A 13,927-nucleotide genomic window follows, 5' to 3' on the forward strand; every position below is an offset into this window, starting at 1 on the left:
AGGGCGCGCGAGAACGGCCGGATCAGGCGAGAACCGAGCTGACGGTCTCGGTGGGGAGCCCGAGGGCCGATCCGACCAGGTCGTTGGTGAGGACGCCGGCGTGCACGTTGAGCCCGAGGGCCAGCGCCGGGTCGGCCCGCAGTGCCTCACGCCAGCCGAGGTCGGCCAGGCGCAGCACGTACGGCAGGGTCGCGTTGGTCAGTGCGAACGTCGAGGTGTTGGGGACCGCGCCCGGCATGTTGGCGACGCAGTAGAAGACCGACTCGTGAACCCGGTAGACCGGGTCCTGGTGGGTGGTGGCCCGCGAGTCCTCGAAGCAGCCGCCCTGGTCGATCGCGATGTCGACGAGCACCGAACCCGGCTTCATCCGCTTCACCAGGTCGTTGCTGACCAGCGTCGGGGCCTTGGCGCCCGGCACCAGCACCGCGCCGATCACCATGTCGGCGGCGAGCACCGACTGCTCGATCGTGTACGCGTTCGACACCAGCGTCCTGACCCGCCCGCCGAACTGCGCGTCGATCTGCCGCAGCCGCGGGAGGCTCAGGTCGAGGATGGTGACGTCGGCACCGAGACCGAGCGCGATGGTCGCCGCGTTGACCCCGGAGACGCCGCCGCCGATGACCGTCACGCGAGCCGGGGCCACACCCGGGACACCGCCCGGCAGCACGCCGCGCCCGCCGCTGTTGCGCATCAGGCTGTACGCGCCGACCTGCGGGGCGAGCCGGCCGGCCACCTCCGACATCGGGGCGAGCAGCGGGAGCGATCCGTCGGCGAGCTGCACCGTCTCGTACGCGATCGCTGTCGTCCCGCTGTTGAGCAGTGCTTTAGTCCCCTCGGCGTCGGCCGCCAGGTGCAGGTAGGTGAAGAGCACCTGATTCTCGCGCAGCCGGTGGTACTCCGGCGCGATCGGCTCCTTGACCTTGAGGATCATGTCGGCCGAACCCCACACCGCGTCCGCGTCGGGCAGGATCGCCGCGCCCGCCGCCGCGTAGTCCTCATCGGTGATGGAGGATCCCAGTCCAGCGCCGGCCTGCACCGACACGGTGTGCCCGTGTCGCACCGCCTCGACCACTCCCGCCGGGGTGATCGCCACCCGGTACTCGTGGTTCTTGACCTCTGCCGGCACGCCGATGTGCATGGGACTTTCCCTCCGTCACCAAGTGATGGCGATAGAGTGAAACGATGTGCAGTAGACAGGCAAGTCGAGCGAAGAAGATTCTGTCCGAAACGCTATCGGTGCAGATCATTCGCGCCGGTGGCTCGCAGTGACCGATCTACCGAAGGATGTTCGAGGGCTCGACAACATCGACCTGGAGCTGCTCAGCCTCCTCCAGGCCGACGGCCGGATGCCCAACAACGCCCTCGCCGACCGGGTCGGTATCGCCCCGTCGACCTGCCTGACCCGGATCCGCCGCCTCCGCGAGCTGGGTGCCGTCCGGGGTTTCCACGCCGACGTCGACCCGGCCTGGATCGGCCGTCCCATCCAGGCGATGATCGCCGTCCGGGTCCGCTCCGACGCCCGCGAGGCGATCGGCCGTTTCGCCGAGTCGCTGGCCGGCATCCCCGCCGTGCGGGACGTCTACTTCGTCTCCGGCTCCTACGACTTCCTGCTGCATGTGGCCTGCGCCGACGTCGACGATCTGCGTGCGGTCATCACCGAGCGCCTGAGCGGCACCCGCCTGATCGCCGGCACCGAGACCTACCTGATCTTCGAGCACCGACGCGGCGGCATCGCCTGAGGTGCGGATCCGGCTGTCGACCGGATCCCTGGGCGCCTGGCGGGTGGCCGCCGGGTGGATGTGGCGGCGCTGATCTGGCCGGTCGGCGGGCATCGGGCCGGAACCATCCGCCGTAGCATCTGCCGGTGCTGTTTCGACGGATCGCTCTGACCCTGCTCGTCGCCGGCGGTCTGGCCGCCTGCCAGTCCGGTGGGACGCCGGCCGGCACGGTCGCCGCGACACCGGCGCCGCCGTCGGGGAGAGCGGAGTCACCGGCGGTCACGTCGGCCGGGCCGGCACCGTCCGCGCCGGCCTCCGGGTCGCCGTCCCCGTCCGGGTCGCCGTCGGCGCCGGTCAAGGCCCTTCCCAAACCCGGCAATCCGTCGGGCAAGGCGGCGATCCCGGCTGCGGCGAGGCCGGTCGACACGAGCGATCCCGATCGTACGATCGGCGACGGCACCCCGGCGAGCTGCACCTCCGCGGCCGTGGTGAAGGCGGTGGCGGCCGGCGGCATCATCACGTTCGACTGTGGCCCGTCACCGGTGACGATCACGATGACGGCGACCGCGAAGGTCCGTAACCCGGTGGCGAAGGTCGTCCTCGACGGCGGTGGCCGGGTCACGCTCAGTGGCGGCGGCAAGCGCCGGATCCTCTACATGAACGTCTGTGACACCGCGCAGGGCACGAGCCCGGCGAGCGGTCATTGCCACGACAAGGTGACCCCGCGGCTGACCGTGCAGAACATGGTGTTCACGAAGGGCAACGCCACCGATCCGACCGATGAGCTCGGCGGCGGGGGTGCGATCTTCGTCAACGGCGGCGGGCTCCGGGTGATCAACTCGAGGTTCACCGGCAACCGATGCGCCGGTACGGGCCCCGACCTCGGTGGCGGCGCGATCCGGGTCCGGTTGCAGGGTGGCAATCAGCCGGTCTACATCGCGGGCAGCACGTTCACCGGCGGCGTGTGTTCCAACGGCGGCGCGCTGAGCAGCATCCACGTGTCGTGGACCATCCTGAACAGCGTCTTCTCCGGTAACACGGCGGTCGGCAACGGCGCGAACCCGGCCCGCGACGGCACTCCCGGCGGGGGCAGCGGTGGCGCGATCTACCAGGACGGCGACACGTACCAGCTGACCCTGAACGGAACCGTGGTGGAGAAGAACCGGGCCAACGAGGGCGGCGGTGCGATCTTCTTCGTCAGCAACGACCGGACCGGCACGCTGGCGATCCGCAACTCGACGCTGCGCAACAACGTGAGCAGGGGTTTCGAGACCGACGGGCTGCCCGGCATCTTCTACCTGGGCAGTGGCGACCCGGTGACCAGCGGCTCGAAGCTGAGCTGAGGACCGTCAGCCGTCGCTCCGGTCGCGCTTGTCGCGGTGCGATAAGGCGGGTGGGCGACGGCTCGCGGTTTCAGCGGTAACCGGACGGGCACTGGGGTGACGCCGGGCGCCGTGGCGGAGGCGGTGGCCGGCGGGGCCGCGAGGGACCGGGCCGGGCCACGCGGAAGGCGGAGGCGGAGGTCGGGTGCACGTGTACCTCAGGGGCGGGAGGGGCGGGCCGATCGGCCCGTAGTGTCCCCATCGGCCCCCGAGGTTGCTTCACTGTGACCCAGGTCATGCCGATGGGTGGTGGCCGCCGCGGATCGACGACGGCGGGGCCAGCCGGTCGCTGATCACGTGTGCCGCGAACAGGTGGAACCCGATGACCAGCGGGATCGTCGCCGGCACCGACAGCGCCAGGAAGAACGCGAGCACCCCGGCCAGTGCGGGTGCGATCGCCGACCAGGGGCGGGCCGACATCCGGCTCCAGGCCCAGGAGAGCGCGGCCCGCCACGGGGTGTCCGGGTCACGGCCGACCGCCACCAGGGCGAGCGTGGCCATCCCGGCGAGCAGGCACGCGACACCTCCGGTGATCAGCAGGACCGGCGTGCCGCCGGGCACCAGGCCGCGGGCCAGCGCCATCAGGTCGATCAGCAGGAGTACGGCCACCACCACGAACGGGATGCCGGGGAGGACCGAGCGGCCGTACTGGCGCAGCAGCGGGCGGAACGCCGGCAGCCGGCCCTCCCGGTACCGGTGGTGCACGGCGGTCGACCCGGCGGCCAGCGCGGCGGTGAGGGTCAGCACCGGCAGGGCGGCGGCGGTCACCACGATCCCGATCAGGGCGAGATCGGTGCCGAGGGCGAACCGTTCGCGCCAGTCGGGCCGGAGTTCGGGCTCGTCCTCCCGCGGCCAGTCCATGCCCGCGGGCTCGGGTGTGCTGGTGAGAGCGGGCGCACCGCCCGCCGCCGAAGCGGCGAGCGGGCGGCTGAAGAAGCGTGTCATCCCTTGAGGCCTGACGTGTTGATGCCTTCGACCAGCAGGCGCTGGAAGGCGACGAAGAACAGGAAGACCGGGGCCAGGGACAGCACCGACATGGCGAACATCGGGCCGACCGAGGACTGGCCGCTGGAGTCGATGAACAGCGTCAGCGCCACCGGTGCGGTGTACTTCTCCAGGTCGGAGAGGTACACCAGCTGGCGGAAGAAGTCGTTCCAGGTCCAGATGAACGAGAAGATCGCCGTCGACACCAGCGCCGGCCGCGACAGCGGCAGGATCACGTGCCGGAACACGCCGAACGGCGTGCAGCCGTCGATGATGGCGGCCTCGTCGAGCTCGCGGGGCACCCCCCGCATGAACTGGACCATCAGGAAGACGAAGAACGCCTCGGTGGCCAGCAGCTGCGGGACGATCAGCGGAGCGTACGGCCAGTCGCCGCCCACCCAGCCGAAGGTCTTGAACATGACGAACTGGGGGACGATCAGCACGTGCCCGGGCAGCAGCAGCGTCCCGATCATGATCGCGAACCAGAAGCCGCGCAGCTTGAACTTGAGACGGGCGAACGCGTACGCCGCCAGCAGGCAGGAGACGCAGTTGGCGACCACGGTCAGCCCGGCGACGACCGCGCTGTTGACGAAGAACCGCCCGAAGCTGACGTCGAAGTTGGTCCAGCCGGCGCTGTAGTTGCCGGGCGTCCACACGTTCGGGAGGATCCCCATGTTGTTGAGGACCTCCTCCTGGCTCTTGAAGGAGCTGCCGAGCATCCACACCAGCGGGTAGAGCACCACCGCCGAGAGCAGGACCAGCGTCAGAGGCCGGGCCAGGCGCTGGAGGGTCATCAGTCTTCTCCGTCCGAGTAGTGCACCCAGAACCTGCCGGTCCGGAAGACGACGGCGGTGACCAGGCCGATGAAGAGCAGGAACACCCAGGCCATCGCGGAGGCGTAGCCCATCTGGTACTCGTTCCAGCCCTTGATGTAGAGGTGCAGCGTGTACATGAGGGTCGAGTCGACCGGGCCGCCGGTGCCGTTGGACAGCACGAACGCCGAGGTGAAGCCCTGGAAGCCGTTGATCGTCTCGAGCACCAGGTTGAAGAAGATGACCGGGGAGAGCATCGGCAGCGTGATGTTGAAGAACTTCCGCACCGTGCTCGCGCCGTCCACCGACGCCGCCTCGTAGAGCTCGACCGGCACCTGTTTCAGACCGGCCAGGAAGATCACCATCGGGGCGCCGAACTGCCAGACGGCCAGCAGGATCAGCGTGCCGAGCGCGAAGTCGGGGTCGTTGACCCAGGCCTTGCCCTCGATGCCGAACCAGCTCAGGAACGAGTTGAACGCGCCGTCCCGGTTGAACATGTTGACCCAGACGATGGCCAGCGCCACGCTGCCGCCGAGCAGCGACGGCAGGTAGAACAGGCCGCGGAACAGGCCGGAAGCCTTGAACGAGCGGTTCAGCAGCAGGGCCACGCCGAGCGCGGCGGCCAGCTTCAGCGGCGTGGCCACCAGCGCGAACACCAGGGTGGTACGGACCGCGTGCCAGAACGACGGGTCCTGCGTGAACATCGTCCGGTAGTTGTCCAGCCCCACCCACTTCATCGACTCCCAGTCGGAGAGGACGTCGTAGTTGGTGAAGCTGAGGTAGAGCGACATCAGCATCGGGACGGCCGTGATGGTCAGCAGCCCGAGCAGCCAGGGGGAGAGGAAGAGGTAACCGGCGACGCCGTCGGTCCGGTGCTTGGCGGGACGACCCCGCCGCTGGGAAGCGGCGGGGCCGGCCGGCGGCCGGGTCGACGAGGGCCGGGCCGTCGTTGTTGCCATCGGACTCACCGCTTGATCGCGGCCTGGCTGGCGGCGAAGAACTGCTCGGCGGCCTGGGCGGGAGTGGCGCGCCCGTACTGGGCCTCCTCAGCGGCCTTGATCAGCTCGGAGCGCACCGTGCTGTGACCCTTCGGCGGAACCGTCGGCGCCGGGCCGAAGTTCTTGCCCAGCTCGTCCATCACCTTGATGGTCTCCTTCATCGCCTCGTTGTCCGTCGAGGCGGCGACCTGCGTACGGATGTCGAGGTTCGACGGCAGACCCCGGTCGGTGCCCAGGATCTTGCCCGCCTCCGGGTCGTTGACCAGGAAGTTGAGCACGTCGGCGGCGACGTCCTTGTGCTTGCTGCCGCGGTAGACCGAGAAGTACATCGAGGCGCGGGCCCACTGCTTGGTCGCGTCACCCGGGTAGGCGATCACGGCCAGGTCGTCCTTGGTGTTCTTCTGCAGCTCGGGCAGCTGGTTGGCCCACACCCAGGAAGTGAGCGCCTTGTTCGTCACGACCAGCTGCTTGGTGACGTCGGTGGCGTTGCCCTCGTGGATGACGTCCGGGGTCGGCGTGGACTGGCCGTCGCGGGCGCCCTTCCACAGCTCGAACCAGGCCTGCACGTCGGCCTGGGTGAAGCCGAGCTCGCTGCCGTTGTAGAGCTCCTTGCCCTGCTGGCGCAGCCACAGCCAGAACGCCTTGTAGTCGGCGCTCGGGTCCATGGTGCCGGCCACCTTGGTCTTCGCTCCGGCGTCCTTGGCCCAGGCGATGTGCTGCTCCCAGGTCTGCCCGGTGGTGGGCACGGCGACGCCGGCCGCGTCCAGCTTGGCCTTGTTGTAGACCAGGCCCTGGGTGTTCTCGCCGGGCGCGAGGCCGGCCAGCTTCCCGTCCACGGTGCCGTAGTCGATCAGGCCCTTCTGGAACTTCGAGGTGTCGATCTTGCCGGACTTGGTGTACTCCGACAGGTCGGCCGTGACGTTGCGGGTCGCGTACTCGGCCAGGTAGTTGTCGTCGATCTGGAAGATGTCCGGGGCGTCGTTGCCGGCCGTGAGGGTGGCCAGCTTGTCGAAGTAGCCCTGGTTGGCCTGCCACGTCTTCTTGAACGTGACCTCCGGGTGCTTGGACGTGTAGAGGGCGAGGGCCTGCTCGGTGAGCTGGGCCCGGGCCTCACCGCCCCACCAGAAGAAGCTCAGCTCGATCTTGCCGTCGTCGGCGGCACTGTCGTCGCTGCTGCACGCGCCGAGGGCCAGGGGAAGGGCCAGCATGGCGGCGACGACACCGCTGAGCACGCGGCGGCGGGGAAGGGGGTGGTATGCGGTCATGGGGTCTCGTCACTCCTTGACGGTTGCGGCAACCTCAGCGTTGAGCGCGACGGCCGGGGCGTACGGCCCCGGGCCGGTGGAGTTGCGAATGATCAAGTCGGTGCGCAGGGTGACCTGCCCGGTCGCCCCGTCGTCGCCCTGCTGGAGCAGCATGTCGACGGCGGTACGGCCGGCGGCCGCGGTCGGGTTCGCCACGGTTGTCAGCCGTGGGCGGACCAGCCCGCTGTATGCGATGTCGTCGATCCCGACGACACTCACCTGCCCGGGAACCTCGACACCGCGGTCCTGCAACGCCTGGAGCAGGCCGATCGCCATCAGGTCGTTGTAGGCGAGCACCGCGGTGGCACCGGTGCGCAGCACCGCCTCGGCGGCCGCGGCACCGGTCTCCTCGACCGGCTGGTTCGGGCCGAGGACGGTGAGCTCCGCGCCGGCTGCCCGGGTGGTGGCCCCGGCGGCCCGGCGGATCTCCCGGTTGGTCCATGAGCCACGCGGCCCGGCCAGGTAGACCAGGTGACGGTGACCCATGTCGAGCAGGTGGCGCACCGCTTCCCGGGCGCCGTGTCCCACGTCCATGACCACCGCGGGCAAGCCGGTGATCATGCGGTTGATGACGACCAGTGGCACCTCGCGGCGCACCTGTTCTATCTGGTCGTCACTCATCCGGGGACTGCACAGCAGGATCCCGTCGACCTGCTTGGCCAGTGCCTGCACCAGGTCGAGCTCGACGATCGGATCCTCGTCCGTGTCGGCGACGAAGACGTGGTAGTCCCGCCGCCGGGCGTGGGTCTCGGCCGCCTTGATCAAGGGCGGGAAGAACGGGTTCGCGATATCGGCCACGATCAGGCCGATGTTGTGGGTTCGTCCGGTGATCAGTGCCCGGGCCGCCCGGTTGGGGCGGTAGCCGAGCTGCTCCGCGGTGGCCAGGACCCGGGAACGCGTCTCGGGGTTGACCAGATGCGGGGCGGAGAACGTGCGCGACACCGTGGAGATGTGCACTCCGGACGCTCTGGCGACGTCCCGGATCGTCACGGCCACGGTGCCCTCCTTGATGGCGATCCGGTGTGACCCGGATCTCTCGGTGAGAGCCATTAATGCAAACGGTTGCGGTGGTGTCAACGCCCTTCTATGTCGCGGTCATTTCAAGATCGTGTTCGGGTCGGGTCAAAAGCGGACAAATATGTGTTACGCATTGACTTCGCTCGTGCTTCCGTCCCTAATCTGTTGCAAACGTTTGCCGAATGGAGGCGACGGAATGCCCCCGTCCCCACCCCGCCGGTACGCCCTCGTGGGCGCCGGCGCACGGGCTGGAATGTTCGTCCGGGCGATCACCGGTGACCACGCGGACGTGGCCGAGCTGGTGGCCATGGCCGACACCAATCCCGCCCGGCTCGCCGCCCACAACAGGCGGCTCCCGAAGCCCGTCCCCGTCTACGACGCGGCCGACTTCACCGAGATGCTCAAGCGGGAGCGCGTCGACGTCGTGCTGGTCGCGACCGTGGACCGCTATCACGACCACTACGTGGTGGCCGCTCTCGAAGCCGGCTGCGACGCCATCACCGAGAAGCCGATGACCGTCGACGCCGCCGGCTGCCGGCGCATCCTGGAGGCCCAGCGGCGCACCGGGCGCGACGTCCGGGTCACCTTCAACTACCGCTACAACCCGCTGCACGAGGCGGTGAAGCGGGTCATCTCGTCCGGCGAGATCGGCGAGGTCGGCTCGGTCCACTTCGAGTGGCTGCTCGACGTGCGGCACGGCGCCGACTACTTCCGCCGCTGGCACCGGGCCAAGGAGAACTCCGGCGGCCTGCTGGTGCACAAGGCCGGGCACCACTTCGACCTGGTCAACTGGTGGCTCGACGACAGCCCCGACCAGGTGTTCGCGTCCGGGCGCCTGTTCTTCTACGGCGACCAGGGCCGGCGGCACGGCTACGCCCGCGACTACGACCGGGCGCACGGCGCGACCGACGCCGACGGCGACCCGTTCGCGCTGCGGATGGCCGACGAGCCGGCGATGAAGGAGCTCTACCTCGACGCCGAGGACCACGACGGCTACCACCGGGACCGCAACGTCTTCGCACCCGGCGTGACCATCGAGGACGACATGGCGGTCCTGGTCCGCTACACCGGTGGCGCGTCGATGAGCTACCACCTCACCGCCTACGCCCCCTGGGAGGGCTACCGGGTGATGTTCAACGGCAGCCGTGGCCGCCTCGAACTGGAGGTGGTGGAGAGCGACCACGTCGCACCGGGCGCCGCCGCCGGCGTCAAGGGCGAGCCGGGCGCCGAGTCGACCGCTGAGAAAGGCTTCAAACGGCTTCTGGTACGGCCGTTCTGGGCCCCGCCACGGGAGATCACGGTGGACGGGCTGGCCCGCCACGGGCACGGCGGCGCCGACGTCCGGATGCTCGCCGACCTGATCCGCCCTGACGCGCCGGCCGACCCGCTCGGCCGTACCGCCGGCGCCGTCGACGGCGCCCGGGCCCTGCTCACCGGCCTCGCCGCCAACGAGTCCCTGGTCCAGGGCCAGGCCATCCGCGTGCACGACCTCCTCGATCTCAAGGACAACAGGTGACCGACGAGAACCACCTCCTCCCCGCCGAGCCGGCCCAGCGGCAGATCGCCCGCGAGCTGTACCAGCATGCGAAGGACCTGCCGCTGATCAGCCCGCACGGGCACGTCGACCCGCTGCTGCTCGCCGACGACCAGCCGTTCCCCGACCCGGCCCGGCTGTTCGTGGTCCCCGACCACTACGTCACCCGGATGCTGGCCAGCCAGGGCATCCCGCCGGCCCGCCTCGGGGTGCCCAGCGTGGACGGTTCGGAGGTGGAGACCGACGGCCGCGCGATCTGGCGGCTCCTGGCCGCGAACTGGCGGCTCTTCCGGGGCACCCCGTCCCGGCTCTGGACCGAGAAGGTCCTCGCCGACGTCTTCGGCATCTCCGCGCGGCTGGGCGCCGACACCGCCGACGAGATCTACGACGAGCTGTCCGCCCGGCTGGCCGAGCCCGGGTACCGGCCGCGGGCCCTGTTCACCCGGTTCAACATCGAGGTCCTCGCCACCACCGAGAGCCCGCTGGACGAGTTGCAGGCGCACGCCAAGCTCGCCGCCGACGGCTGGGGCGGCCCCGGCGGACGGGTGATCACCACCTTCCGCCCGGACAACCTGGTCGACCCGGAGTGGCCGGGCTGGGCCGAGCGGGTCGCCGAGCTGGGCGCGCTCACCGGCCTGGACGTCGGCACCTACTCCGGTTTCCTGGCCGCGCTGCGCAGCCGCCGGCAGGCGTTCATCGAGGCCGGCGCGACGAGTTCCGACCACGGTCATCTGACCGCACGGACCGTGGTCCTGGACGACGCCGACGCCGCGGTCCTCTACCGCAAGGCCCTGGGTGGCGGCGCGAGCGCGGCGGACGCCGAGACGTTCCGCGGGCACATGCTCGTCGAGTTCGCCCGCATGTCGCTCGACGACGGCCTGGTCATGCAGCTGCACCCGGGTTCGGTCCGCAACCACAACCGCGACCTGTACGAGCGGCACGGCCGGGACACCGGCGGTGACATCCCGGCGGCCACCGACTACGTGCACGCGCTGCGGCCACTGCTCGACGCCCACGGCACCGACCCCCGCCTGCGGATCGTGCTCTACACCCTGGACGAGACCGCGTTCAGCCGGGAGCTCGCCCCGCTCGCCGGCGGCTACCCGTCGCTCTACCTGGGTGCGCCCTGGTGGTTCCTGGACAGCCCGAACGCGCTGCGCCGGTTCCGCGAGTCGGTCACCGAGACGGCCGGTTTCTACAACACGTCCGGCTTCGTCGACGACACCCGGGCGTTCTGCTCCATCCCGGCCCGGCACGACGTGGCCCGCCGCGTCGACGCCGGTTACCTCGCCAAGCTGGTCGCCGAGGGCACGCTGCCGCTCGACGAGGCCGCCGAGACCATCGCCGACCTGGCGTACCACCTGCCGAAGCGGGTCTTCCGGCTGGGTGAGAAGTCATGAGCGACCGGAGGGAGCTCATGGCTTCGGTCAACTGCGCTTTTGACTCCCGAGTGGGGGAAACGCCATGACGGTGACCTACCGCCTCGACCGCGGTGCCCTGGCGTCGCTGCCCGGTGCGTCCCGTCCGGCCGTCGCGCCCGGCTCGGTGCGGCCCGGGATCGTCCACCTCGGACTCGGCGCGTTCCACCGGGCCCACCAGGCCGTCTTCACCGAGTCGGCGGTCGCCGCGTCGGGTGGCGACTGGGGGATCATCGGGGTGGCGCCGCGCTCCCGGCAGATCCTCGACCGGCTGCGGGAACAGGACGGGCTGTACAGCGTCCTGACCGTCGGCGACGGAGCGGACCGGGCCAAGGCGGTCGGCATCCTGGCCGGGTTCGGGCACGCGGCCGGCGATCCCTACGGGGTGGTCGCGGCGATCGCCGACCCCGGGGTGCGGATCGTGTCGATGACCGTCACCGAGAAGGCGTACCGGCTCGACCCGGGCGGGCGGCTCCTCCTCGACGACGAGCTGCGGGCCCAGCTGACCGGGCACGCGCCGCCGACGGCCGTACCGGCGCTGCTCGTCCGTGGTCTGCTGCGGCGGCAGGCCGCCGGTGGCGGACCGCTGACCGTGCTCTGCTGCGACAACCTGATGGGCAACGGCCCGCGCATCCGCGGGATGGTCGAGCAGGCGCTCGACGTCGCCGGCGCGCAACTGCCGGGCGGGGTGGCGTTCCCGGCCACCATGGTGGACCGGATCGTCCCGGCCACCAGCGCCGAGCACATCCGGCGGACCGCTCTCGCCCTCGGCGCCGACGACGCGGTCCCGGTCGTCGCCGAACAGTTCACCCAGTGGGTGATCGAGGACGACTTCCCCGGCGGGCGGCCGGACTGGGACGGCGTCGGCGCGATCATGACCGACGACGTCACCTCGTGGGAGAAGCTGAAACTGCGGGCCCTCAACGCGGTCCACTCGGCATGCGCTTATCTCGGGGCACTGGCGGGCCGCGAGCTGATCGCCGACTCCCTGGAGATCCCCGGACTGCCGGCGATGCTGCGCCGGTTCGTCGCCGAGGACATCGCGCCGACCTTCGCACCACCCCCGGGCGTCACCGTCACCGGTTACGGCGAGACCGCCCTCGGCCGGTTCGCCAACCGTGAACTCGGCCACCGCAACCTCCAGGTCGCGATGGACGGCACCCAGAAACTGCCGCACCGGCTGCTCGGCACCATCGCCGACCGGCGGCGAATCGGCGCCACTCCCGGTTGGGCGATCCTCGTCCTGGCCGCATGGATGCGCTTCGCGAGGGGGTACGCCGACAGCGGCGCTCCCCTCCACCTGGACGACCCCCTGGCGAACCGGATCCGGGAGGCGCTCGCCGCCGCCCCGGACACCGCGCCCGGCGTGGTCGGCGCGCTGCTCGCCCTGCCCGAGGTCTTCCCGCCGCACCTGGCCGGCGACGAGGTGCTGCGCACCGAGCTGATCCGCTGGTACGGCGAACTGGAACGACACGGGGTCGAGGCGACCATCGGAGGTCTCGGGCGATGACGATCAGGGTCGCGCTGATCGGGGCCGGTGGGCACGGGCTGTCGCACCGGCGGACGCTGCAGCGGCTTCTCGACGCCGGGCGGATCGAGGTGGCCGGGCTCTGCGACCGGCAGCCGGTTCCGGCCCACCCGGACGCGCCGCTGGACGGGGTGCCGTTCTTCACCGACCACACCGAGCTGCTCGCGGCCACGCGACCCGACGTCGTGGTGATCTGCACCCCGCCGCACACCCATCTGGCCCTCGCGCTGGACGTGTTCGCGGCCGGCGCCGATCTGCTGCTGGAGAAGCCGCCGGTGATGTCGCTGGCCGAGCACGAGAAGCTGGCCGAGGCGGCGTCGTCCGGCGGGCGGATCCTGCAGATCGGGTTCCAGGCGCTCGGCTCGGTGGCGCTCGCCGAGCTGTGTGCCACCGAGCCGAGCGGGGACATCGGGGTGACCGGGGCCTGGTGGCGGCCGGACACCTACTACCAGCGGGCGCCGTGGGCCGGGAGACGCCTGGTCGACGGGCGGCCGGTGCTGGACGGGGCCCTGGTCAACCCGTTCGCGCACGCGCTCATGCAGGCACTCGTGGTGGCCGGCCGGTTCGAGCCGGTGACCCTCGAACTGGAGCGCTACCGGACCCGGGCGATCGAGACCGACGACACGACGTTCCTGCGGCTGACCGGAACGGACGGCAAGCGGATCACCGCGGCCGTGACCCTGGCGTCGCCGGTCTTCATCGCCGGGGAGATCCGGGTCGGCGACGCCGTCCTGGAGTACCCGACCGACCGCCTCCGGCTGTCCGGTGAATCGGAGTTCCGGCACGTCCCGGGCCGGGCCGGGCTGCTGGAGAACCTGCTCGACCACCGGCGCGATCCGGCCGTGCCCCTGCTGGCACCGCTCGGGCGGACCGCCGGGTTCACCGCCGTGGCCGAGGCGATCGTGGCCTCGCCCGCTCCGGAGGAGATCGGCCCGGAGTGGCTGACACCGCACCCGGACGGGGGCGGCTCGGTCGTCGCCGGCATCGACTCGCTGGTCCGGGAGGTGGCCGATACGGGGCGGCTGCCCTCCGAGACCGGCGTGCCGTGGGCGCGGCCCGGCCACCGGGTCGCGCTCGGCGCACTACCCACCCGCTAGCGCCACGCGGAACCACCGGATCAGCCCGGCGGTCGCGGTCCGGTCCGGTGTGCCGCCGGCGTCGCGGGGGAGCCACGGGAGGGAGCGGCCTGCGTTCGCGGGCTTTTCCTGCCGTACCGGAAAAGGGTTTCCGTC

General features: G+C 70.8%; 12 protein-coding genes. 6 read left to right on the forward strand and 6 right to left on the reverse strand.

What is annotated here, in order from left to right; all coding sequences use genetic code 11:
* Window positions 1-22: 22 nt before the first annotated feature.
* The gene (gene ald, locus ACFO0C_RS40285) at window positions 23-1,138 is read right to left on the reverse strand and encodes an alanine dehydrogenase (protein ID WP_378072082.1); all 1,116 of its coding nucleotides are present in this window, start codon (window positions 1,136-1,138) and stop codon (window positions 23-25) included.
* A 127-nt stretch (window positions 1,139-1,265) separates the two neighbouring features.
* On the opposite strand from ald, the gene ACFO0C_RS40290 reads away from it, so the two are divergent.
* Together ACFO0C_RS40290 and ACFO0C_RS40295 are read left to right on the forward strand one after the other, a co-directional pair.
* A complete protein-coding gene (locus tag ACFO0C_RS40290) occupies window positions 1,266-1,739 on the forward strand; it encodes an Lrp/AsnC family transcriptional regulator (protein WP_378072083.1) in 474 nt (157 codons plus the stop codon).
* A gap of 125 nt (window positions 1,740-1,864) precedes the next feature.
* Window positions 1,865-3,061: a hypothetical protein gene (locus ACFO0C_RS40295; RefSeq protein WP_378072084.1), complete on the forward strand. Its 1,197-nt coding sequence runs from the start codon at window positions 1,865-1,867 to the stop codon at window positions 3,059-3,061.
* A gap of 273 nt (window positions 3,062-3,334) precedes the next feature.
* On the opposite strand, the gene ACFO0C_RS40300 is transcribed toward ACFO0C_RS40295, so the two are convergent.
* The 5 genes from ACFO0C_RS40300 to ACFO0C_RS40320 are packed head-to-tail and all read right to left on the reverse strand — an operon-like array spanning window position 3,335 to window position 8,194.
* Window positions 3,335-4,045 carry a hypothetical protein gene (locus ACFO0C_RS40300; RefSeq protein ID WP_378072085.1) on the reverse strand — a complete coding sequence of 237 codons (711 nt, stop codon included), beginning with the start codon at window positions 4,043-4,045 and terminating at the stop codon, window positions 3,335-3,337.
* Window positions 4,042-4,878, reverse strand: coding sequence for a carbohydrate ABC transporter permease (locus tag ACFO0C_RS40305; protein WP_378072086.1), 837 nt, complete (start codon window positions 4,876-4,878; stop codon window positions 4,042-4,044). The genes ACFO0C_RS40300 and ACFO0C_RS40305 overlap by 4 nt, the downstream gene beginning before the upstream one ends.
* Window positions 4,878-5,855, reverse strand: coding sequence for a carbohydrate ABC transporter permease (locus ACFO0C_RS40310; RefSeq protein WP_378072087.1), 978 nt, complete (start codon window positions 5,853-5,855; stop codon window positions 4,878-4,880). The genes ACFO0C_RS40305 and ACFO0C_RS40310 overlap by 1 nt, the downstream gene beginning before the upstream one ends.
* A 5-nt stretch (window positions 5,856-5,860) precedes the next feature.
* Complete coding sequence (locus ACFO0C_RS40315; protein WP_378072088.1) at window positions 5,861-7,159, reverse strand: ABC transporter substrate-binding protein; 1,299 nt, start codon at window positions 7,157-7,159, stop codon at window positions 5,861-5,863.
* Window positions 7,160-7,168: 9 nt separating this feature from the next.
* Window positions 7,169-8,194 (reverse strand): LacI family DNA-binding transcriptional regulator, encoded by a 1,026-nt coding sequence (locus ACFO0C_RS40320; RefSeq protein ID WP_378072133.1) that lies wholly within the window; start codon window positions 8,192-8,194, stop codon window positions 7,169-7,171.
* 217 nt (window positions 8,195-8,411) lie between these two features.
* Here ACFO0C_RS40320 and ACFO0C_RS40325 point away from each other — a divergent pair, with 217 nt between their 5' ends.
* From ACFO0C_RS40325 to ACFO0C_RS40340, 4 genes are all read left to right on the forward strand, one after another.
* On the forward strand, window positions 8,412-9,731 hold the full coding sequence (locus tag ACFO0C_RS40325) for a Gfo/Idh/MocA family protein (RefSeq protein ID WP_378072089.1): 1,320 nt from the start codon (window positions 8,412-8,414) through the stop codon (window positions 9,729-9,731).
* A complete protein-coding gene (uxaC, locus tag ACFO0C_RS40330) occupies window positions 9,728-11,149 on the forward strand; it encodes a glucuronate isomerase (protein ID WP_378072090.1) in 1,422 nt (473 codons plus the stop codon). Before ACFO0C_RS40325 ends, uxaC begins: the two co-directional genes overlap by 4 nt.
* Before the next feature lie 64 nt (window positions 11,150-11,213).
* Window positions 11,214-12,677, forward strand: coding sequence for a mannitol dehydrogenase family protein (locus ACFO0C_RS40335; protein ID WP_378072091.1), 1,464 nt, complete (start codon window positions 11,214-11,216; stop codon window positions 12,675-12,677).
* Window positions 12,674-13,792, forward strand: a complete 1,119-nt coding sequence (locus ACFO0C_RS40340; protein WP_378072092.1) for a Gfo/Idh/MocA family protein — start codon at window positions 12,674-12,676, stop codon at window positions 13,790-13,792. The genes ACFO0C_RS40335 and ACFO0C_RS40340 overlap by 4 nt, the downstream gene beginning before the upstream one ends.
* Window positions 13,793-13,927: the final 135 nt, after the last annotated feature.

Source organism: Actinoplanes subglobosus (assembly GCF_042650585.1).
Taxonomy (GTDB): domain Bacteria; phylum Actinomycetota; class Actinomycetes; order Mycobacteriales; family Micromonosporaceae; genus Actinoplanes; species Actinoplanes subglobosus.

Excerpts from the sequence above, each read along its gene's own strand:
- ACFO0C_RS40310 (WP_378072087.1), bottom strand. The coding sequence starts at position 5,855 with ATGGCAACAACGACGGCCCGGCCCTCGTCGACCCGGCCGCCGGCCGGC.
- ACFO0C_RS40315 (WP_378072088.1), bottom strand. The coding sequence starts at position 7,159 with ATGACCGCATACCACCCCCTTCCCCGCCGCCGCGTGCTCAGCGGTGTC.
- ACFO0C_RS40300 (WP_378072085.1), bottom strand. The coding sequence starts at position 4,045 with ATGACACGCTTCTTCAGCCGCCCGCTCGCCGCTTCGGCGGCGGGCGGT.
- ACFO0C_RS40325 (WP_378072089.1), top strand. The coding sequence starts at position 8,412 with ATGCCCCCGTCCCCACCCCGCCGGTACGCCCTCGTGGGCGCCGGCGCA.
- ald (WP_378072082.1), bottom strand. The coding sequence starts at position 1,138 with ATGCACATCGGCGTGCCGGCAGAGGTCAAGAACCACGAGTACCGGGTG.
- ACFO0C_RS40340 (WP_378072092.1), top strand. The coding sequence starts at position 12,674 with ATGACGATCAGGGTCGCGCTGATCGGGGCCGGTGGGCACGGGCTGTCG.
- ACFO0C_RS40305 (WP_378072086.1), bottom strand. The coding sequence starts at position 4,878 with ATGACCCTCCAGCGCCTGGCCCGGCCTCTGACGCTGGTCCTGCTCTCG.
- ACFO0C_RS40335 (WP_378072091.1), top strand. The coding sequence starts at position 11,214 with ATGACGGTGACCTACCGCCTCGACCGCGGTGCCCTGGCGTCGCTGCCC.